This window comes from Blastococcus goldschmidtiae, assembly GCF_031845325.1.
Lineage (GTDB): Bacteria > Actinomycetota > Actinomycetes > Mycobacteriales > Geodermatophilaceae > Blastococcus > Blastococcus goldschmidtiae.
In genome coordinates this window covers 1-19967 of record NZ_JAVREI010000008.1, presented here as the reverse complement: position 1 = coordinate 19967, position 19967 = coordinate 1, and the positions used below count along the sequence as shown (strand labels likewise).

Annotated in this window: 20 protein-coding genes; 13 read left to right on the top strand and 7 right to left on the bottom strand. The window is 68.9% G+C overall.

The annotated features are described in order from the left end of the window. The first annotated feature begins 34 nt into the window (after positions 1–34). Both RM425_RS12465 and RM425_RS12460 read left to right on the top strand, forming a co-directional pair. Positions 35–214, top strand: coding sequence for an ATPase, T2SS/T4P/T4SS family (locus RM425_RS12465; protein WP_311345533.1), 180 nt, complete (start codon positions 35–37; stop codon positions 212–214). 109 nt (positions 215–323) lie between these two features. Next, the gene (locus tag RM425_RS12460) at positions 324–689 is read left to right on the top strand and encodes a hypothetical protein (protein WP_311345532.1); all 366 of its coding nucleotides are present in this window, start codon (positions 324–326) and stop codon (positions 687–689) included. A gap of 149 nt (positions 690–838) precedes the next feature. Here the strand turns inward: RM425_RS12460 and RM425_RS12455 are convergent, their stop codons facing one another. The 3 genes from RM425_RS12455 to RM425_RS12445 form a co-directional block, all read right to left on the bottom strand. After that, complete coding sequence (locus RM425_RS12455) at positions 839–1399, bottom strand: hypothetical protein (protein ID WP_311345531.1); 561 nt, start codon at positions 1397–1399, stop codon at positions 839–841. A 63-nt stretch (positions 1400–1462) separates the two neighbouring features. Then, positions 1463–2167, bottom strand: a complete 705-nt coding sequence (locus RM425_RS12450; protein WP_311345530.1) for an HGGxSTG domain-containing protein — start codon at positions 2165–2167, stop codon at positions 1463–1465. Between the two features lie 3 nt (positions 2168–2170). Next, positions 2171–3691 (bottom strand): major capsid protein, encoded by a 1521-nt coding sequence (locus tag RM425_RS12445; RefSeq protein WP_311345529.1) that lies wholly within the window; start codon positions 3689–3691, stop codon positions 2171–2173. Between the two features lie 199 nt (positions 3692–3890). Here RM425_RS12445 and RM425_RS12440 point away from each other — a divergent pair, with 199 nt between their 5' ends. After that, positions 3891–4826, top strand: a complete 936-nt coding sequence (locus RM425_RS12440) for an AbiTii domain-containing protein (protein WP_311345528.1) — start codon at positions 3891–3893, stop codon at positions 4824–4826. A 4-nt stretch (positions 4827–4830) separates the two neighbouring features. Here the strand turns inward: RM425_RS12440 and RM425_RS12435 are convergent, their stop codons facing one another. The 3 genes from RM425_RS12435 to RM425_RS12425 all read right to left on the bottom strand — a co-directional run bounded on the left by RM425_RS12435 (position 4831) and on the right by RM425_RS12425 (position 6455). Then, positions 4831–5073: a hypothetical protein gene (locus RM425_RS12435; RefSeq protein WP_311345527.1), complete on the bottom strand. Its 243-nt coding sequence runs from the start codon at positions 5071–5073 to the stop codon at positions 4831–4833. Between the two features lie 471 nt (positions 5074–5544). Continuing rightward, positions 5545–6231: a recombinase family protein gene (locus RM425_RS12430; protein WP_311345526.1), complete on the bottom strand. Its 687-nt coding sequence runs from the start codon at positions 6229–6231 to the stop codon at positions 5545–5547. Then, the gene (locus tag RM425_RS12425) at positions 6228–6455 is read right to left on the bottom strand and encodes a hypothetical protein (RefSeq protein WP_311345525.1); all 228 of its coding nucleotides are present in this window, start codon (positions 6453–6455) and stop codon (positions 6228–6230) included. Before RM425_RS12425 ends, RM425_RS12430 begins: the two co-directional genes overlap by 4 nt. 578 nt (positions 6456–7033) lie before the next feature. Between RM425_RS12425 and RM425_RS12420 the strand changes: the two genes are divergently transcribed. Further along, positions 7034–7708, top strand: coding sequence for a hypothetical protein (locus tag RM425_RS12420; RefSeq protein WP_311345524.1), 675 nt, complete (start codon positions 7034–7036; stop codon positions 7706–7708). Between the two features lie 159 nt (positions 7709–7867). Here RM425_RS12420 and RM425_RS12415 read toward each other — a convergent pair whose 3' ends face one another. Next, on the bottom strand, positions 7868–8380 hold the full coding sequence (locus RM425_RS12415; RefSeq protein ID WP_311345523.1) for a hypothetical protein: 513 nt from the start codon (positions 8378–8380) through the stop codon (positions 7868–7870). 299 nt (positions 8381–8679) lie between these two features. Here RM425_RS12415 and RM425_RS12410 point away from each other — a divergent pair, with 299 nt between their 5' ends. From RM425_RS12410 to RM425_RS12370, 9 genes are all read left to right on the top strand, one after another. After that, complete coding sequence (locus tag RM425_RS12410) at positions 8680–8886, top strand: hypothetical protein (RefSeq protein ID WP_311345522.1); 207 nt, start codon at positions 8680–8682, stop codon at positions 8884–8886. Then, on the top strand, positions 8879–9289 hold the full coding sequence (locus RM425_RS12405; protein WP_311345521.1) for a TadE/TadG family type IV pilus assembly protein: 411 nt from the start codon (positions 8879–8881) through the stop codon (positions 9287–9289). Before RM425_RS12410 ends, RM425_RS12405 begins: the two co-directional genes overlap by 8 nt. After that, positions 9286–9753: a hypothetical protein gene (locus RM425_RS12400; protein WP_311345520.1), complete on the top strand. Its 468-nt coding sequence runs from the start codon at positions 9286–9288 to the stop codon at positions 9751–9753. The genes RM425_RS12405 and RM425_RS12400 overlap by 4 nt, the downstream gene beginning before the upstream one ends. A 131-nt stretch (positions 9754–9884) precedes the next feature. Beyond that, complete coding sequence (locus RM425_RS12395) at positions 9885–11381, top strand: class I adenylate-forming enzyme family protein (RefSeq protein WP_311345519.1); 1497 nt, start codon at positions 9885–9887, stop codon at positions 11379–11381. 29 nt (positions 11382–11410) lie between these two features. Then, positions 11411–12391 (top strand): phosphotriesterase family protein, encoded by a 981-nt coding sequence (locus tag RM425_RS12390; RefSeq protein ID WP_311345518.1) that lies wholly within the window; start codon positions 11411–11413, stop codon positions 12389–12391. Positions 12392–12463: 72 nt separating this feature from the next. After that, positions 12464–13342, top strand: coding sequence for a hypothetical protein (locus RM425_RS12385; RefSeq protein WP_311345517.1), 879 nt, complete (start codon positions 12464–12466; stop codon positions 13340–13342). 114 nt (positions 13343–13456) lie between these two features. Next, positions 13457–17239 (top strand): ABC transporter ATP-binding protein, encoded by a 3783-nt coding sequence (locus RM425_RS12380; protein ID WP_311345516.1) that lies wholly within the window; start codon positions 13457–13459, stop codon positions 17237–17239. A 637-nt stretch (positions 17240–17876) separates the two neighbouring features. After that, the gene (locus tag RM425_RS12375) at positions 17877–18647 is read left to right on the top strand and encodes a hypothetical protein (RefSeq protein ID WP_311345515.1); all 771 of its coding nucleotides are present in this window, start codon (positions 17877–17879) and stop codon (positions 18645–18647) included. 165 nt (positions 18648–18812) lie between these two features. Next, the gene (locus tag RM425_RS12370; RefSeq protein ID WP_311345514.1) at positions 18813–19844 is read left to right on the top strand and encodes a lipase family alpha/beta hydrolase; all 1032 of its coding nucleotides are present in this window, start codon (positions 18813–18815) and stop codon (positions 19842–19844) included. Positions 19845–19967 lie beyond the last annotated feature (123 nt).

Here is a 19967-nt window from a genome sequence, read left to right as displayed (position 1 = left end):
TCGCTAAGGCGACCTGTGCATTAAGGCTAGCTTCGTGCTGCGGGTGCCGTCGCCCCACGTCGTCCCGATGCAGACCCGCCAGCCCAACCCGGAGGGCGCCGGGGAGATCCCGCTGCGCCGGCTGGTCAAGGAGGCGCAGCGCATACGGCCCTCGCGGATCATCGTCGGCGGCGTGCGCCAGGAGGAGTGCCTGGACCCGACGCAATACGCCTGAACGACCACGGGCATGGACGTCGCGCTAGGGACCGGTAGCCCGGGTTCCGTGCGGGGCGGCTTGCTGCTGGGGCTCGCTGGAAAGGACCGCTTCCGGTAGAACAACGACCATGACGAGCACGGCGGTCTGGTGGTTGGCGCTGGCCGCAGGCACGCTGCTCCTGGTGTCTTCCGGCGTACGAACCCGAACGCGAGCCGCCGGTGGTCGGCGAATTCCTCGCCTCGGTTTCTCCATCCCTCCTTCGCCGCCGTGGTGGACGATGGGCGACCTGCTGATGGGCTCCGCCCTGGTGACTCTGGCAGCTGGGAGGTTGGACGAGGACGACAGCTACTTCGGCTACCTGCCCTATCTCGTCGGCGCGTTCGCTATCGCCACGCTCCTGCAGTCGGCCGTGGTCTGGCGGCACAACCGGCGACTGGAACCGGAGTCCTCTCAAGGTGGGCTGTCGGGGGCAGCGCCCGGCGTCCCTGACTGAAAGGACCCGTCGTCGGCGAGGTGCGCCAGGAAGAGTGCCTGGACTACGCAGTCGCACCGATCAAATAAAGGCTATCGCGGTGCGTTCGCGGTTCTTCTCCCGCTCAGCGCGGCATCAAGGCTCGGCGCCGTGGCCTCTCAGGAGCCTGCTCACACGAGTACGGTCAGCAGATAGCTCAGGACTGCGCCGCCGACAATGCTCACTGCACACAGGGCAATTGCGAGCTTGTTGCTTAGTCGTGCGGCGCCGTCGGCTACATTCTTGACGGTGTTCGTCACAGCATCCAGCTGGTCTTTGTTGAGGGAGATGAGACTGTCTACTCGGGCCAGTTGAGCGGTCTTATCCTCTAGGGAGCTGGTTGTGTCATGGAGTGCGGCCTTCAATCCAGCAAGGTGGTGACTTACATCCTCCAGGATGCGGATACTTCCGTCGGTGTCGATTCTTTGCGACTCCCTCCATCGCCGATACCTTAGGCGCACCCATATGACAGATGCAGCGGTCACTACTATGGCGGCGAGGCCCAGCGCGTAGAAAGCGTAGGTGAGTTGCACGAAGATATCGGAAAGACCGACTAGTACAAGCGCCGACTCGCGATAGCCCTGATCGGCCGCGCTCTCGGCCCTATCGGTCAGGCGTCCGGCGAGAAATCCTGCGAGCCCCGTGAGGGCCGCCAGAAAAGACGTAGCGACTGTCGATATGACAGCGAGCAAGATCGGTGGGTACCGCAGTAGGCGCACGAGATGAACCTAGCGTCCGGGGACGGTTCCGTCGGATCAGAAAGGCACAGGCTCCGGTAGCGAGTAGTCGGAGACGACTTCCGCGTCCATGGCGGTGACCTCGGGGGAGCGGCCAGGCCCGGAGATACCGCGTAGGTGACGTGCGACGACCTTCCGTACGACCGGCGAGTTCGGGTCGTGGCCGAGTTCTTGCAGGCTGCGGGTCAGTGCCAGATCTAGGCCCTCGATCATCTGCTCGGTGAGGACAGTTCGCCGATCGTCCACCTTGGCTCGGACCATCGCGTCTGCCAGCTTCGCCAGGTGCCCGCGCTCGGCGGCGTAGACCGCCAGCAGGTTGGCGTCTTGCGGTCGCGCGGCGAGCTGGGTGCCGAGCCAGTCGACGTGCCCCTGGGCGCGGTGGAGCTCCTCGGTCAGCGCGTCGACCGCCGAGATGCTGCGCGGCCTCCCGTAGTAGCGAGCGTTCTGCTCGATGATCGACTGCGCGACCACCTCCTGCGCCTTGCGCCGCACCTGGGGAGTCGACCCGCCATGGATACGGCAGCGGGTTGCGCCCTTCATGCGAGGCTGACGGCACAGCCCGCCGTCACGGCGCGTCGCACCGCATAGCGGCATGTGGTCCATCGGCGCGGTGCCGACCGGCCGTACCTGGACGACGCCGCCGTGGCGGATGCAGACGTCCTGGTCCGGCACGGCGATGAACCGGCAGCCGGCCTCGGTGCACTTCGGGTCGCGGGTGCCCATCGGCTACGCGGCGGCCCGTGCGACGCCGGACGGCGTGACGGCCTGCGAGATGCGGAACGCCTCACCACCCCGGAAGGCGACGGCCTCGAACGTCTCCATGAACGTCGAGAAGTCGTTGGCCGCGTTCAACTGGCTGTCGCGCACCAGGCCCAGGTCGAGCGTGCCGCCGTCGAGGAACTGGAACGCTCCGGCGGGGAACATGTAGGAGACGATCTCGCCGGGCCAGTCGTTGACGGCGCCGGGCGCCTGCGGGTCGAAGTGCTGGCCGGCCTCGCCGTCCATCGCCCACGTCACCGACAGGTTCCGCGTGGCGAAGTACGTCATCAGCTCCGCGTCGGTGACGCCGAGCGTGGCGTCGCCGGGCTCTTGCAGCGCCAGGTCCGAGCGCAGGATGCCGCGTGACCAGTCCGGGAGGATCAACTGGAGCACGGCGTTGGCGGGCATCCGCAGTCGGTTCCGCATCGCGGTCGCGGTCCGGTCCAGCAGCGGCAGGAGCACTCGGGTGGCGCCAAGGTCGCTGGCCGGGCCGGTGACCGCGGTGGAGAGGCTGCCGATCTGGGTCAGCAGCTGCTGCTCCGCGATCTTGGCGTGGAAGGCCGTCGCCAGGTCCATGACCCGCTGCACGAACTCGGGGTAGGCCCGCTGCATGAGGTTGCCGAAGACCAGGATCGACGTGATGGCCTGGAGGTCCACGAGGGTCTCGCCGCCGGGCTGGACGCGGAGCATGGGCTTGCGCACCGCGGGGTCGGTGAGGGCGTCGATGTCGTTCTGCATCGTCCAGATCCCGACGCTGCCGGTGAGGTCACCCAGGCGCGGTGGCCGGACGAATCGCACGCCACCGCGCTGGACCGTGAACGTCGGCAGCGACGTCTTGACGGGCCGCACCGCGGACTCGAAGCCGATCAACGTGTAGTCGGTGTCTGTGAACGGCCCTCGACCGCCAGCGGCGGTCAGGGCTACCTGGCTGACGGCGTGCTCGTCGGCGGCGGCTGCGAACGCCGCCGTCACGACCTCGGCGCTGTCGGTGGTGCGCAGCACGCGGCTGGACGGTCGATCGACCTTGACGGTCGCCACAAGCACCTTGTCGCCGTGAGTGCCGCGCGTGCCCTGGTAGGTGCGCAGCTGCGTCAGGAACTCGTCGCTGAAGTCGTGGGTGCCGCCCAGCTCGGTACCGCTGGCAGTCAGCGCGCGTGTGGCGGCTCCGCCGGTGGAGCGCCGGGGGATGGGCAGCCGGTCATCGGGAACGCGCGCCGCCGTGCGCAGCGGCTCGGTGCGGAAGCTGGCGAGCACGCGCGTCGCTTCGTGCGCGGCCTTGACGTTCGACTCCCGGCGGCGCACCTCCTGCTTGACGGTCGTCGCGGCGGCGGCCAGTGATTCCAGCTTCTCGGTGCTCTCGACGCCGTGCACGCGCGTCGGGTCCACGTTGAAGGTGTCCGCCGCGTCGAGGATCAGCCCGCGCAGTTCTTCTAGCTCGTCGTCGGCCAGCTCGGTGATGCGGCCGAGCAGGTCCTTGATTCTGTCCATGGGTGGCGCTCCGATGCGTGATCACGAAGGGTGATCGACTTCGGCATTCGGGAGGGCCGCCACAGCGCCAGGTGCGCCGCCGGAGTCACCGCTGCTGCCCTCGCTCGTAGGCGCCAGGCCGTCGCTCTGTGTCAATCGTAACGAGCGGGGCAGGGGCCACCGCCGCGAGTGACGGACACCGGGTGGCAGACTTCGAGAGGTGGATCGGCAGGAGGAAGCGCTGAGACTGGCTGAGGCGCTGCTCTCCGACATCGAGTTGTCGGAGACGTCTACTCCGAAGCGGGTCATGAAAGCCATGCGGCTGGCTCGGCTCATGCGCGATACCGCGGCCCAGGAGTGGCTTGGTTTCGAGGTAAATGGACTGCCGAATCCTGGCACTGAAAAGAGCCAGGAGTGGATGACGCGGACCGGTCGCTGGGTGGACGACGAGAAGAAGCGCGGCTATTGGGTGCCCTCGGCAAGTGTCGAGGCAACGATGAATGCGAGCCAGGGCGCACTCCAAGCATTTAGCAGCAGCGTGAGTCTCTCCGGCGACATGATCGCCACGGCGATGCGCGAGCGGGCGGGATCAATCAACGGATACACCAAGAACGTGCGTGAGATGGCGCAGATTCTGGCGGCAGTCGATGCCCAGCTCTATGAGTATGCGGGCGATGTGTACGCCGAACTGCAGTTCAGTGAGGTTCAGGCATCCCTCTTCGAGCAATCCCGAGTGGCCGTAGACGCGACACTGGCGTCGTTGGCCGGCGATGCGCTCAAGAAGGTTGAGAGCGTCAGTGAGCGTTTGCACTCGGACGAGCCCGAGGCCATCAGCCAAGCTATGAGCACATGCCGAAGGTTGATTGACTCTGTGGCGGACCATGTGTTTCCTGCCCGCGACGAGCCTTATGACCTCAACGGCCAGGAGCTGAGTGTAAAAAAGAATGCCGTCCTGAACCGCATCAACGCTTTCCTGCACACAAGTGGTGTGCGAGGCGGACGCGCCGACCGGCTCCGCAGGTCACTATCTGACATCTACGGCAGGGTCTCGACGGGCGTGCACTCGGACGTAGACAGTCACGAGGCCCGCTACTTGTTCCTGGCGACATACGTCTTGCTAGGTGAGGTGCTGACGCTTACGGCGTCGAGCGACTGAGGGTCTAAGCCCTCCGCATCGACCTGAACAGCCGCTGCGCCTCGTCCAAGCTGATGATGTCCATCATCTGAAGCACGGAGAGGTGCTGAGGGTCGTTGTCGTCCCACCAGCCGTCGGCGCCGAGCATCTTCTCGTCCCAGGTCATGCGGTGGCGGGTGACCGTGACGTCGCGCAGCAGTGCCTCGGCCTGCTCGATGGTGATTTCGTTGCGCTGGATCGCTCGGGCGACGGCTCTGCACGTGGTCATGTGCGGTCCTCCGGGAGCTCAATCGAGATGGATAAATCTGAGGGCCGGGCATCTTGCCTGGTCAGGCGGCTGAAAAGTAGACTCGGCACCTCAATGGCCGTGGATTGACTGCGGTCGACAGTCGAAGCGAGGCACCGACCATGCCGAAGGGCCACCACTGCAGGGTCTGCGACACGTGGACCGTTCACCCCATCTCGGCGAATCGGCTCAGGTGCTCCAAGTGCCAGACCGTCTACCCGAAGGACGTCTTCGGGCTCTGACGGAGGAGATCGCTTCCCCCAGCGCGGTCGACGCGCGCTCGTCGGGGCCAGTCGGTGATCTGGCGCAGGTGTGCGCTTCACGCTTTGCTCAAGATCGGCAGCGCTCCGGATGAGATGGCCTGGACGCCATGCGACTCGGCCCACTGACGAGTTGCGCGCAGTAGGCGTCGTCGTGGGCCTGGACGGGCGCTCGCCGTCCTGATGGCGCCGGTCAGGCGACGCCAGCTCGCCGGCCGACCTTCGCCAGCCCGGCCGTCGTCCACGTGTCGGCCTTCCGGGGTCGGTAGACCGGACCGCCGGCGTTGAGCCGGTCCGCGACTTCGCGCCAGGAGTGGCCGTCGCCGCGCAGGTCGCGCATGGCGTCGAGCACGCGCTGCTCGCGGGCCACTTCGCCGTCCTTGCACCAGCCGAACGGGTAGCGCCCGACGGCCTTCCCGCCCTGGGCTGCCTTTGCCCGACGTCCGTCGCGCAGGCGCTTGATGATCAGGCGCCTGTCCAACTCTGCGAAGACGCCCGCCATCTGGCGCATGGCCGTCCTCATGGGGTCGTCGGGATCGTCACGCTGAACCTCACCCTGGTCCATCGCGACGACGTGCCCGCCGTCGCGCCAGATCGCCGCCAAGATCGCCTCCTGAACCGTGAGGCTGCGCGCCAGCCTGTCGAGGCGGGCGACGACGATCACGTCCGCGTCGCTGGGGATCGCTGCCAGGGCGCACGCCAGGCCGGCCCGATCCGCCGCGTCCGTGGCGCCGGAGACGCCCTCGTCGCGGCATACGAGCACGACGTCGTGCCCGTTGGCCTCGGCCCACTCGAGGACCTGCGCGTGCTGAACGTCCAGACCGAACCCACGTTCGGCCTGGACGTTCGTGCTCACGCGCTCGTAGGCGACCAGCCTCACGTCTTCGCGACGCGGAAGGTCACCCGGCAGCTGGTCGCGTCAGGATCGAAGCGCCGCACCTGGACCTTGCAGCCGACGGCGCGCGCGGCCCGGTGGAGCTGGCTCGCCACGGTGCCGTACTCGGACGGACCCTTGCGCCCCTCGTACGGCTGGGTGCTGAACCGGCCGGGCAGCTCGCGGCGCTTCCCGTCCTTCTGTGCCTGCTCGACCAAGTTGAGGGTCATCGCCTTCTTCCTCTTCCTGTCGGGTGCTTGCTCTTGCAAGCGCCTACAGGCCGAACGTAACGAGATGGTGACGTTCCGTGCAACCGATCCCTTGGAATGGGTAACGTCGCGGCTAGAGGGCCTGTAGCGGCCTGACCTGCGAGAACGCGTCGTCGCTACGCCGTCACGGCTGCGCCGCCGTACGCGGGCGTTCGCCGTTCGCGCGGCTCAACTGTCGCGCAGCGTGAGGACGGCTGGGCGCCCTCGGATCAGAGGCCAGCGGCGGGGCGCTCAGGGGTGATGGCCTCCGGCCAAGTCGACACGCCGCCAGGTTGTGACGAATCGCTTAGTTGTCTTCACGCGCGGGTACCCTGGCGAACGCCTGTACGAGCGCTCCCGAACGAGCACTCATGCAGCGTCCCGGTTTCTTCCCCAAGCCGGGTCGGCAGTCCTCGAGTTCCACCACGAGGCGGTTCGTTCCCAACCACGGGCCGTTTCAGGTGGAGCATCCCTGGACCGAGGCCTGCCGTCGTACTGCCCCCACGAGGTCTCCGAACCTCGACGGGTTGGGAGTCGAGGCGAACAGGTGGAGTACCGCGGTGGTTGTCAAGAAGCGCATTGTCACTGGATACACTCGGCTGCCCTATCGGCAGGTCACTGAGGCCGACGTTCATTCCTTGGCCACTCAGATCGGCGACGAGTCGGCGTCGCAGCACTTCAGTCTGGAATGGCGAAGCGGTCACACCGCACGCCCTGGAAGGTCGTTCGCTGACCTGGATGAGATCGAGGAGTTCGACGACCTCGCAGAGATTCGTCTCACTGCTCGGTATGGCACAGATGACAACCTGTCCATGTCTTTCAGGCGTGGGGCAGCGTCTTTGATCTGGGAGGGGTACACGGGGCAGGACAGGGCGACACGCATCGAGCGATGGTGGAGAAACGCTCCCGGCACCGGCAGGGTGGGGGATTACACCTCCGGACTGCTTCGCTTCTTGCTCGTTCTGCTGCCGGTCTATTCGCTCGTGGCCGTGGCGGTGGTGCCACTACCAACACCATGGAAGGTGGCGCTCACAGCGCTTTTTCTCGTAATGGCTCTAACGAACCTCGTATTGGGCGGGCGGTACTTCGTTGCCTCAAGAGCCAAGCGCCAACCGTTCGTGAAAAGCGACTCAGTCACGACCCCGTGGTGGCGTCAATCTGCAGTCACAGCCCCGATTGCGATCTCGGCTTTGGTAGCTCTAGGCGCAGTTCTACTGGAAAAGGCCCTCGGGTGAGTAGCCGGACTCACCGCTTGGGCCGCTTGACCTTAAACGGCAGGTCCGACCTGGTCGGCGGAGGCGCGGGCACAGGTAGGTGTTCGGCGCCGTCTGCAACGAGCCCGTGTACCGGAACTTGCTTGAGACCGACCTGCTTTCGTCCGACAAAGTCTTGTGCTAGTCCAGCGGCTCAAAGTCGTCAAGCAGTAGCTCCCGTCCCACACAATTGATAAACGGCGCATACCTGCGGACTTCATTCTCGCATGTAATGTTCCAGGCCGATGCTACTTGTTCGACTTGGCCGTTTCGATAGGTTATGGTGTAGCGCACTTCGTACCAATTCTTGCGCTCTGCCACTTTTACTGACTCTAAAGCTGACGTCTCGACGGACTCCCAAAAGGGGACGTACTCGCTTTCCGATCCTTGAGCAAGGCTGCGAAAGTTCTCCGTCGTGAGCGTGTCAAGCGATAGGTCTGGAGCGGAAGGTGCCAAGGCCAAGTACAGCCGAGCGAAGTTGGCGACGGCTGCCCGACTGTACGTCTCCTCCTTCTCGGCTATCGTGAGGATGCCCGTGAATATTGCGACTACCGAAGCTAACGCCCCAATGACCGCCAAGACGGTTTTGAACCTGCGGCCCGTCTTCGTGCCGGTATGCCTAGGCGGGTAGTCCTCGGACTCCTCCTGATCCACCCAACGCTGCGTCATGTGCCCCCCTAGTACCGGTCAGCGGAACGGAATCATGGCTTCTTCGTGTGGGAGTCGGCGTCCGGCCTATTGCTCCCCCTCGCGACAGGGGAGTGCCGTAACGATGCGCGAGCCCTCGATGCCTCACGGTCATTGCCGTGAAGTGGGGATCTCGGGTCGACCTTCCTGCTCCCGGTCGTTTCCTTGGTGCTGCCGGTCACCGTCCTCTTCGCCCTGTTCCCGGGGTTGATCAGCATCGTCTCGCTGGCGCAGTGATGCCGGTGGACACGGAGAAAGGACGCGCCATGCGCTCGTTCGCATATCTGACGGCGGCCCTCGCGGCCCTGACCGCGCGGCTCGAGGCCGATGATCCCGAGCGGGGCGACGTCCCGGGCTGGGTGATGATCACGGTGATGACGGCGGCGCTGGTGCTGGCCATCCTCATCCCGTTCCGGGCGGCGATCGTGGACGCGGTGAGCAACGCGCTCACCTCTGTCACGAGCGGTGGCTGATCGGCGCGTTCCTGACGGCGACGGCGAGCGGGGGAGCGCCGTCGTCGACTTCGTGCTGGTCTCGCTGCTGGTCGTGGCGCTGCTGCTGGCGGTGCTGCAGGTGGCGGTCTACGCGCACGTGCGCAACGTGGTGACGGCGAGCGCGCAGGAGGGTGCCCGGTTCGCGGCCAACGCCGACGTCGACTCGGCGCTGGGTGCGGCGCGGACGGTGAAGGTGGTCGCGCGGGCGACCACCCAGCGGACGGCCGAGGGGTTGGTGTGCACGTCGGGGGAGGAGACCGACCCGAGCGGGATGACGCTGGTTGTCGTCCGCTGTTCGGGGTCGGTGCCCTCACTGCTGTCGGCGCTGGGCAACCTGCTGCCGCTGGAGGTCACCGGGCGCGCGGTGAAGGAGGGCGCGTGAGGTGGTTGCGCGCCCGGCTGGGGCAGGTCGAGGGTGAGCGCGGGTCGGCGCTGGTGGAGTTCGTGTTCATCGCGCTGGTGGTGTTCGTGCCGCTGGTCTACATCGTGGCGGGGTTCTCGGCGGTGCAGCGCGGGGTGTTTGCGGCGACGGCGGCGGCGCGCGAGGCGGGCCGGGCGATGGTGACCGCGCCCGATCCGGCGACCGGTCAGGAGCAGGCAGTGCGGGCCGCGCAGCTGGCGGTGGAGGACCAGTCGGTGGACGCGACCGACGTGCGGGTGGCGTACGCGCCGTCGGGCGCGGACTGCGCCGCGGCCGGCTCGTACACGCCGACGCTGGTGCCGGGGGAGGAGTTCTCGGTGTGCGTGACGGTGACGGTGCGCATCCCGCTGCTTCCGGAGTTCGTCGACGCCAACACCGCGACCGGCCAGTTCGTCGTCGAGCGCGACCGCTACGTGGACGGTTGACCGGCGACGTCGGTGCCTCGACGGGTCCGGGGATCTGAACGCGCCGGCCGGTCGCGCTCGTCTGGACGCGGGGCCTCGGCCGCGACAGACTCCGCTGACCAGCGCCGGACGACGACGTCAGCGAGGTCGGCATGCCGAACCCCTTCGACCGCAGCGGCATCGAGGCGGGCCCGGACGGCATCCGCCGCTACCGGGATCTGCCGCGCAACCTGCCGGAGATCCTGCGGTCGGCGGTCGAGAAGCGGCCGGACGCCGATGCGCTGGTCGAGCTCGGCGGCGAGCGGGTGACCTACCGGCAGCTGTGGGACCGCGCCGCCCGGGTCGCCGGTGGCCTGCGCGCGGCCGGGGTGCAACCGGGTGACCGGGTCGCCAACCGGCTACCCAACGGCAACGACTGGGTCTACGCGTTCTGGGGCACGCTGCTCGCCGGCGGCGTCGTCGTCCCGGTGAACACCCGCTTCGCCGAACCCGAGGTCCGGTACGTCGTCGAGGACTCCGGTGCCGTCTTCGTCTGCGAGCCGGGCGTCCCGCTCCCGGACGGCGACCCGCTGGCGACCACCGACCAGCAGCACACAGACCTGGCCGGGATCTTCTACACGTCCGGGACGACGGGCTTCCCCAAGGGTGCGATGACCACCCACGAGAACTACCTGTCCAACATCGAGACCTGCCTGCGCTGCCTGGACCTGGGCCGCGAGCCGCGCACCACGCTCATCTCCGTCCCGCTGTTCCACGTCACCGGCTGCAACTCCCAGCTGCTCGTGGTCACCGCGGTCGCCGGGACGTCGGTGATCATGCCCGGGTTCGAGGTGCAGGAGTTCCTGCGGGCGATCCAGGACGAGCGCGTCGACGTCCTCACCACCGTGCCGGCCATCTACTGGCTGGCGCTCCAGCAGCCGAACTTCGCCGACATAGACACCTCCTCGGTCATGTCGCTCAGCTACGGCGGCGCGCCGATCGCCCCCGACCTGGTGCACCGCCTCCAGCAGGCGTTCCCGACGGCGCGGGTGGGCAACGGGTTCGGGCTGACCGAGACCTCGTCGGTGTCCACGTACCTGCCGCACGAGGACGCCGCCGAGCACGCCGACTCCGTCGGTTACCCGGCCCCGGTAGTGGACGTCGAGGTCGAGGATCCCGACCCGGAGAGCGGGGTGGGGGAGCTGCTGATCCGCGGCCCGCACGTCGTGGCCGGCTACTGGGCCAAGCCCGAGCAGACGGCGGAGACCTTCGTCGACGGCTGGCTGCACAGCGGCGACCTGGCCCGCATCGACGACGACGGACGGGTCTACATCGTCGACCGCAAGAAGGACATGATCAACCGCGGCGGCGAGAACGTGTACTGCGTCGAGGTGGAGAACGCCCTGGCCGCGCATCCGGACGTGGGCGAGGTCGCCGTCATCGGCGTCGCGGACTCGATGATGGGCGAGAAGGTCGGCGCGGTCGTGGTCCCGCTGCCCGGCCGGACGCTGGACGCCGCAGGCCTGGTCGCGTTCGCCCGGGAGCGGCTCGCGGACTTCAAGGTCCCCCAGTACGTCGACGTCCGGTCCGAGCCGCTGCCCCGCAATCCCGGCGGCAAGGTGCTCAAGCCGACGCTGCGCGAAGGAACCGACTGGCAGCCGGTGCGCTGAGCACCGCCCACCCACCCGAAGGGACAGCCATGCCCACCGTCGAGACCGTCCGTGGCCCGATCGACACCGCCGACCTGGGGCCGACCCTCATGCACGAGCACGTGTTCGTGCTCTCCACCGAGCACGTGCAGAACTACGGCGACGGCGACTGGTGGGACGAGGACGAGCGGGTGGCGGACGCCGTCGAGAAGCTGAACGAGCTGAAGGCGCTCGGCATCGACACGATCCTCGACCCCACGGTGTGGGGGCTGGGCCGCTACATCCCGCGGGTGCAGCGGGTCGCCGAGCAGACCGATCTCAACATCATCGTGGCCACCGGTCTCTACACCTACGACGAGCTGCCGCACCAGTACGAGTACCGCGGTCCGGGCCTGCTCCTCGACCTGCCGAGCGACCCGATGGTCGACGACTTCACCTCCGACCTCACCGACGGCATCGCGAGCACCGGGGTCAAGGCGGCGTTCCTCAAGTGCGTGGTGGAGGCCAAGGGCCTGACCCCCGGGGTGGAGCGCAACCTGCGCGCCTGCGCGGCCACCCACCGCGCGACCGGGGCGCCCATCACGGTGCACACCTCCGTCGGCAACCAGGCGGGCAAGTTGGCCGTGCAGGTGTTCCGCGACGAGGGCGTCGACCTCACCAAGGTGGTCATCGGGCACGCCGGCGACAGCAACGACCTCGACTACCTGAGCGAGCTGGCCGAGGCCGGCTGTCTGCTCGGCATGGACCGCTTCGGGCTCGACATCTACAACCCGACGACGTCGCGGGTGGACACGATCGTCGCGCTCGCCGAGCGGGGTTACGCCGACCGGATGGTGCTGGCGCACGACGCGAGCTGCTACATCGACTACTTCCCCGGTGTGGAGGCCCAGGCCGCCAAGGAGCAGATCGCGCCGAACTGGAATTTCACCCACATCAGTCGCGACGTGCTGCCCATGCTGCGGGACCGGGGTGTCACCGAGGACCAGATCCGGCAGATGCTGGTGGAGGCGCCGCGGCGCTACTTCGAGTAGCGGACGGTTCGTGCGCAGAGGCGGTCGGATGTGGACCTTCCGGTGGCGCTCCACCGCCTCTAGCGTCGGGCCGTGATCACCGAGAAGGTCGACCTCGACGGCCGCCCGTTCACCCTCGACCGGCCCGATGCTCCGCCGCAGGACGGCGTCGTGTTCGTGCTGAACCTCCACGGCGCCGGCTCGCTGGGGCCCTGGCAGCGCGAGTACTTCCCCGTGCACGACCACGTCGACGAGTTCGGGCTGGTGGTCGCCACCCCGACCGCGCAGACCAAGGTCCCCTTCCGCAGGTGGGTCTCCGAGGCCGACGACGCGTACCTGCAGGCCGTCGTCGCGGACGTGCTCGCCCGGTACCCCGGGCAGGTCCGGTCGTTCTGGCTCGCCGGCCACTCGCAGGGCGGGATGACGTCGAACCGGCTGCTGCGTAGCGACTGGTGGGCCGACCGGGTCGACGGCTGGCTGAGCCTCTCCGGCGGGCGGTTGGGACAGGCGCCGCTGGTCGAGGGGTTCGGTCCGCCGCTGCAGCCGGGTCAGCAGCCACTTCCGCCGGAGGTGCGGGCCCGGATGTTCTCCGTTGCGGAAGGCCTGCCGTCGGCGGAATTCTCCTTCATCTACACCGCGGGGGAGCACGAAATCGTCTCGCTCCCCGACACCTCGCCGTGGGCCGAGCGGTTCGGCAGTGGGAACCGCGTCCGGCTGGACGACGTCGTCGACGACCAGCCCGGGCGGATCCACGACACGCGGCCCGGCGGACCGACCCGGGCGTGGGGCGGGCCGCCCGGGCCGGGCACAGCGGAGGTGTACGTCTACCCGGGGCTGCAGGGCGACCGGGTGGTGGCCGACGTGCTGCGCAAGGACAAGGGGCACACCGAGGGCCTCGAGCCCGAGGTGGTCCGGACGCTGGTCACGTTGATGGTCGGCGCGCCCGGGGGGAAGCTCCGGCCCAACGGCTGACCAGTCGCTGTTCCGGCATGCCGCTGACGCGGGTGGCGCAGGGCCTCGCGGTTCGTCGCACACTGAGGGTGTGCCGTCTCTCTCCGTCGTCCTCCCGGGGGCGGCGGCCACCTCGTGACGGCGACCCAACTCCAGCCGACCGGCACCCGCGGTGACGCCGAGCCCCCACCGCCCGAGGGCGGCTGGCTCAAGCGGCTCGTCGGCTACTGCCTGCGGCACCGCCGTGACCTGATCGGCGCGTTCGCCGCCGCGCTGGTCGCCTCGGTGGTGGCCGGCCTCGCGCCGCTGCTGGTCCGGGAAGTGGTCGACCGGGTGGTCGCCGGTGTCGAGGCCGGCCGCGCCGTCGACATCACCCCGTTCGTGCTCGCACTGGTCGGTGCCGGGGCGCTGCGGTTCGCCGCCGGCTTCGTCCGCCGGTACCTGGCCGGACGGCTGTCCCTCGACGTCCAGATGGACCTGCGCAACGACGTCCACGCCGCCCTCGCCCGGCTCGACGGGCCCGGCCAGGACCGGATGCAGACCGGCCAGACGGTCAGCCGGGCGATCAGCGACGTGACGCTCGTGCAGGGGCTGTTGGCCTTCCTGCCCAACCTGACCGGCAACGCCCTGCTCTTCGTCGTCTCGCTGTGCGTGATGGCGTACCTGTCCCCGCTGCTCACCCTCGTCGCGCTCGCGGTCGGCCCGGCGTTGTGGTGGGTGGCCCTGCGCTCGCGGCGCGATCTCTTCCCGGCGAACTGGGCGGCTCAGCAGCAGGCCGGCGTGGTCGTCGGCGACGTCGAGGCGGCCGTCACCGGCGTCCGCGTGGTCAAGGGCTTCGGCCAGGAGGACCGGGAGCTCGACCGGATCGACTCCGGCGCCCGCCGGCTCTACGGCACCCGCATGCGGGTGGTCCGGTACACCTCGCGCTACAACCCGCTGCTGCAGGCGATACCGGCGCTCGGACAGGTCGGAGTGCTCGCATTGGGTGGCTGGCTGGCGTTGCGCGGCTCGATCACCCTGGGCACGTTCCTCGCCTTCGCCACCTACCTGGCCGCGCTGGTATCCCCGGTCCGTCAGCTGGCCGCCCTGCTCACCATCGGGCAGCAGGCCCGGGCGGGGGTCGAGCGGGTCCTCGAGATCATCGACGCCCGGCCCGAGCTCGTGTCCGGCACCGGCGCGGTGCCCGACGGACCGCTGGCCGTCGAGCTGGACGACGTCACCTTCGGCCACGACGACGACCGGCCGGTGCTGTCGGAGGTGTCGCTGCGGATCGAGCCGGGGGAGACCCTCGCGCTGATCGGCACCGCCGGGTCGGGCAAGTCCAGCGTGGTGAACCTGCTGCCCCGGTTCTACGACGTGTCCGAAGGCGCGGTGCGGATCGGCGGGGTCGACGTCCGCGACCTGGACACCCGAGGGCTGCGGTCCGCACTGGGCGTCGTCTTCGAGGACAGCTTCCTGTTCTCCGACTCGGTGCGGGCCAACATCGCCTTCGGCCGCCCGGACGCCACGGACGACGAGGTGCGCGCCGCCGCCCGCGCCGCGCAGGCCGACGGGTTCATCAGCGAGCTCCCGCACGGCTACGACACCGTGGTCGGGGAGCAGGGGCTGACCCTGTCCGGCGGCCAGCGGCAGCGGGTCGCGCTGGCCCGCGCGCTGCTGGTCGATCCCCGCGTTCTGGTCTTGGACGATGCCACGTCGGCCGTCGACGCGGCGGTGGAGGCGCGGATCCACGAGGCGCTGCGCGGAGCGATGCAGGGGCGCACGACGCTGCTGGTCGCGCACCGGCGCTCGACCCTGGCGCTGGCCGACCGGATCGCCGTTCTGGACGCCGGCCGGGTGGTCGACGTCGGCACCGCCGCCGAGCTCGAGGCGCGCTCGCCGCTGTACCGGCTGCTGCTCTCCGGTGCCGAGGGAGATGCCCCGCCGCCGGCCGACGAGCTGCCGTCCGGGAGCACGACACCGGAGGCGTGGCCCGCGCCGGAGGCGGCAGCCGAGGACGACGGTCCCTCGCGGGCCGCCGCCGGCTCCATCGGTGCCCCAGGCGGGGGCGGGGGAGGTGGCGCGGGGATGGCCGCCGCGGCCGCCCCGACCCCGGTGCTGCGGCAGCTGGTCGAGCGGCTGCCCCCGGCGAACGAGCTCCCCGACGTGCCGCCGGACCGGGCCCGGGCCGCCGACCCCGACTTCTCGCTGTGGCGGCTGATCCGGCCCTTCCGCTGGCCGCTGGCCGCCGGCCTGCTGCTGGTGATCGGGGACACCGCCGCCCAGCTGGCGATCCCGGCCCTCGTGCGGAAGGGCATCGACGACGGCGTGACCGAAGGCTCGCTGGGCCTGCTGCTGACCGTGGCGGGGATCGCGCTGGCCGTCGTGGCCGTCGGCTTCGCGCTGTCCCGCGGCTCGGCCTGGCTGGCCGGGCGCACCGGCGAGCGGCTGCTCTACACGCTGCGGGTGAAGACCTTCGCCCAGCTCCAGCGGCTGGGTCTGGACTACTACGAGCGCGAGCTCGGCGGCCGGATCATGACGCGGATGACCACCGACGTCGACGCGCTGTCGGCGTTCCTGCAGACGGGGCTGACCACCGCGGTGGTCAGCGTGCTCACCCTGATCGGGGTGCTGGTCGCGCTGTTCGTCTTCGACGCGGAGCTGGCGCTGGTGCTGGTGGCCGTGCTGCCGGTGCTGGTCATCGCCACCGTCTGGTTCCGCTCGCGGTCGGTGCCGGCCTACACGGAGGCGCGCGAGCGGGTCAGCGCGGTCAACGCCCGCCTGCAGGAGGACGTCGCCGGGGTGCGGGTGACCCAGGCGTTCGACCGCACCGAGCACTCCACCGCCGTCTTCGAGGGGTACGCCCGCAGCTACCGCGACGTCCGGCTGCGGGCCCAGCGCTACATCGCCACGTACTTCCCGTTCGTCGAGTTCCTGTCCGAGGTGGCCGCCGCCGCGGTGCTGGCGGTGGGCGCCGCGCGGCTCACCTCCGGCGACATCACCACCGGCGTGCTGATCGCCTTCGTGCTGTACGTGGACACGTTCTTCGCGCCCGTCCAGCAGCTCTCGCAGGTGTTCGACAGCTACCAGCAGGCCTCCGTCGGGCTGCGCCGGGTGCGGGACCTGCTGCGCACCCCGACGTCGACCCCGGCCGCCGTCGCCCCAGCACCCGTGGGCCCGCTGCGGGGCGAGGTCCGGCTGGCCGACGTCACCTTCGCCTACAACGGCGCGTCCGCTCCGGCGTTGCGCGACGTCACCCTGACCGTGGCGCCGGGGGAGACCCTCGCGCTGGTCGGGGAGACCGGGGCCGGGAAGTCGACCGTGGTGAAGCTGGTCGCGCGGTTCTACGACCCGACGTCCGGGGCGCTGTGCGTGGACGGCGCGGACCTGCGCTCGCTGGACCTGCTGCAGTACCGGGCGCGGCTGGGCGTCGTGCCGCAGGAGGCGTTCCTCTTCGCGGGCACGGTGCGCGACGCGATCGCCTACGGCCGGCCCGATGCCACCGACGCCGAGGTGGAGGCCGCCGCCCGAGCCGTCGGCGCGCACGACATGGTGGCAGGCCTGCCCAAGGGCTACCGGACGCGGGTGGGGGAGCGCGGTCGGTCGCTGTCGGCCGGTCAGCGGCAGCTGCTCGCCCTGGCCCGCGCGGAGCTGGTCGACCCGGACGTGCTGCTGTTCGACGAGGCGACCGCGTCGCTGGACCTGGCCACCGAGGCCGCCGTGACCCGAGCGGCAGACGCCGTGGCCCGGCGACGGACGACGCTGGTCGTGGCGCACCGGCTGACGACGGCGGCGCGCGCCGATCGGGTCGCGGTGCTCGCCCACGGGCGGCTGGTCGAGATCGGGCCGCACGCCGAGCTGCTGGCCGCGGGGGGCGCGTACGCCGCGCTGTGGGCGGCGTTCACCGCGGACGAGGACGCCGACCCGTTGATGGACTGAGGACGCTCAGTCGCGCCTGGATGCATGCACCAGTTAGGCGGACCTGCGGCTCGTCGTCCACAGGAAGGCCTTGCGTCCCGGCCTCGGACTGGCCCGCTCCTTAGCCGTCCCGGTCGTGGAGAGCGCGCTGGAACTCGTGGAGGAAAAGGTCCGTCGGTGATGGCTGACTTCGGCGCCTCCGCCGATCGACGACGTCGGGGTCGTCGTCCTTGCGGCGCGGGACCAGTTGGGCCGCTTTGCCCACTAGCGCCATCTCGACGTTAGAAGGGTCGAATCGGTCGACCGGATGCTGCGCGCGCTGCCGCCCTCCGTGCACGGATAGATCGTCAAGGCGTCAAGCTACTCAGATCCGCAGACCGCTTAATCGTTGTCGAGTGGGATGTCGCTCGTATGAAGGCGTCCGGAGCCCAGGCATGGTCACCACACGCCCCCAGCGATTCGCCATCGTTGTCAACGACCTACCTAGACAGCTGTTTCGGGGCGGGCGCCCGTCCGACGGCCAAGCCGTATGTCGTAAGACTCGCACCCGCAGTGCACGCCACGGCCGATGTGCACGCCAGTTCCATCCGGCCTATGGGTATGTTGCTGCCGGCACGGCTCCCGATGAAGAGACGTTTAGATGCATGCGGAGGCATGAGTGAGCGAGTACGTTCCGGACCTAGTAGAGTCCCGCGCTTTCGTCGATAACAAAATGCCGATGATTCGTGAACTTGAGCGGCGTTGGCAAAGCCAATCCCCGGTTGAGCAATCTGGACTTATCCTCGCCCTGAGCGACCCGCGAGCCTATTACGTCACGCAAGCGCTTGAAGAGTTCGACCGCGAGCTTCGTCGTACGACGGCTACAGCGAAGATCGGCTCGCTTCCCGTGGAGCAGGCGCTGGCTGAATCTATTGCAGCGAAGCGGCGCGATGGTGGTGGCTACTACGAGTACGTCTCTAGTGGTGAAAGAGGCTCTCTGGCGCGACCAACGGAGTTGCGGGGCTCGCTTCATGGCGTAAGACCCGACATGCCCAACGAGAGCAGTCTCCAGCTGGTTGCCTCGGAACCAGGTTCATCGTTGCTCTTGCTCGAAGCCGTAGGCGCCCTGGTCGCTGTACTTGCTTCGGAACCTATGACTGCCATCGCCAACGCTGCTGCTTGGTCGGGTTCTGTTCGAAGGCTGCGAGTCTGGTTCAGTCGCTCAGGTGACGCACTAGAGGGTGTTTCAGCGCGCCAAGCACTCGCCGTGCTTAGCGAGTTCGGAGCCGACCCGGGTCGGATCATGGGGCCTGAAGATGTGTCGGTGGATCTCGATGGCACGGGCCCTTCAATCCAGTTGCCTGATGGCACGATTCTGCGTGCATCGCGCCGGATCAGCTACTTCCGGAAGAAGGCCGACGGCTCCACGGATTGGTTCGAATTGGAATAGAGATTCCGCTAACAGTGAGCCGGCAATTCCGTTTGGTGCTGGAAGCTTGTGATGCGCTCCGTATCTCGGGTTTCGCTACGATGTGAGTGCACAACCTTCTGTGGTGCGGCTCGTTGAGCCCCCGACGGCGCGCGACGGAGCGCGTCCGGATCTCGAGGAGTGCCCGTGCGCGGAGTCCGGTCCTGGCTGGTGGCGGCAGCCGCAGCCGTCCTGGTGGTGGGCACGGCCGGAACGGCGGCGGCCACGCCTGCGCCGAAGCCGTCGGCCACCGGCGAGTTCGCGCCGCTGGACCGTCCCGGCCCGGCGCTCAGCGTCCCGAGGGCGCAGCTCGACGCCGCACTGACGTGCAACGGTCCGCTGAAGCACCTGCGGCAGGACCCCGTCCTGCTGGTGCCCGGGACCACCGTGACGCCGGAGCCCAACTTCTCCTGGAACTACCAGCGGGCCTTCACCGCCATGGGCATCCGCTGGTGCGCGATCACGCTCCCGTTCGACGCCACCGGTGACATCCAGGTCGCCGGCGAGTACGTCGTCCACGCGCTGCGCACCATGAGCCGGCAGTCCCACCGCGAGGTCGACGTCGTCGGCTGGAGTCAGGGCGGCATGGTGCCCCGCTGGGCGCTGCGGTTCTGGCCCGACACCCGGAAGGTCGTCGACGACCTCGTCGGGCTGAGCCCCTCCAACCACGGCACCGTGCTCTCCGACATCACCTGCGGGGACTGCAACCCCGCCTTCCACCAGCAGGCCTCGCAGTCGCAGTTCCTGCGCGCGCTCAACAGCGGTGCCGAGACCTTCGCCGGCATCGACTACACCGTGGCCTACACCCGCCTCGACGAGGTCGTCGTGCCGAACGTCGGGCCGATGCCCAGCTCTGCCCTGCGCACGGGACAGGGGCGCATCGCCAACATCGCGCTGCAGGACGTCTGTCCGACGAACGTCGCCGACCACTTCGCCATCGGCAGCTTCGATGCCATCGGATTCGCGATCGTCGCCGACGCCCTCGGCCACCCCGGTCCCGCGGCGCGTGCCCGGATCCCGCTCACCACCTGCGCGCAGCCGTTCCAGCCGGGGGTCGACCCGGCGACCTTCGCCGCCGACTTCGCCGGACTGCTCGCCTACGCCGGCAACTCCGAGGGCAACGCCCCCGACGTCGCCGAGGAGCCCCCGCTGCGGCCCTACGTCTTCGCGCGCCGCTAGATGTGATGACCAGGCACGTTGGTCGAGGACCTGCGAGGACACGATCTGAGTTGTAGATGGGCGAAGGCCTCCCGGTGTGGAGTGGAGCTGTCGAGGAACCGCTCCGCCACCAGAGGAGGCCTT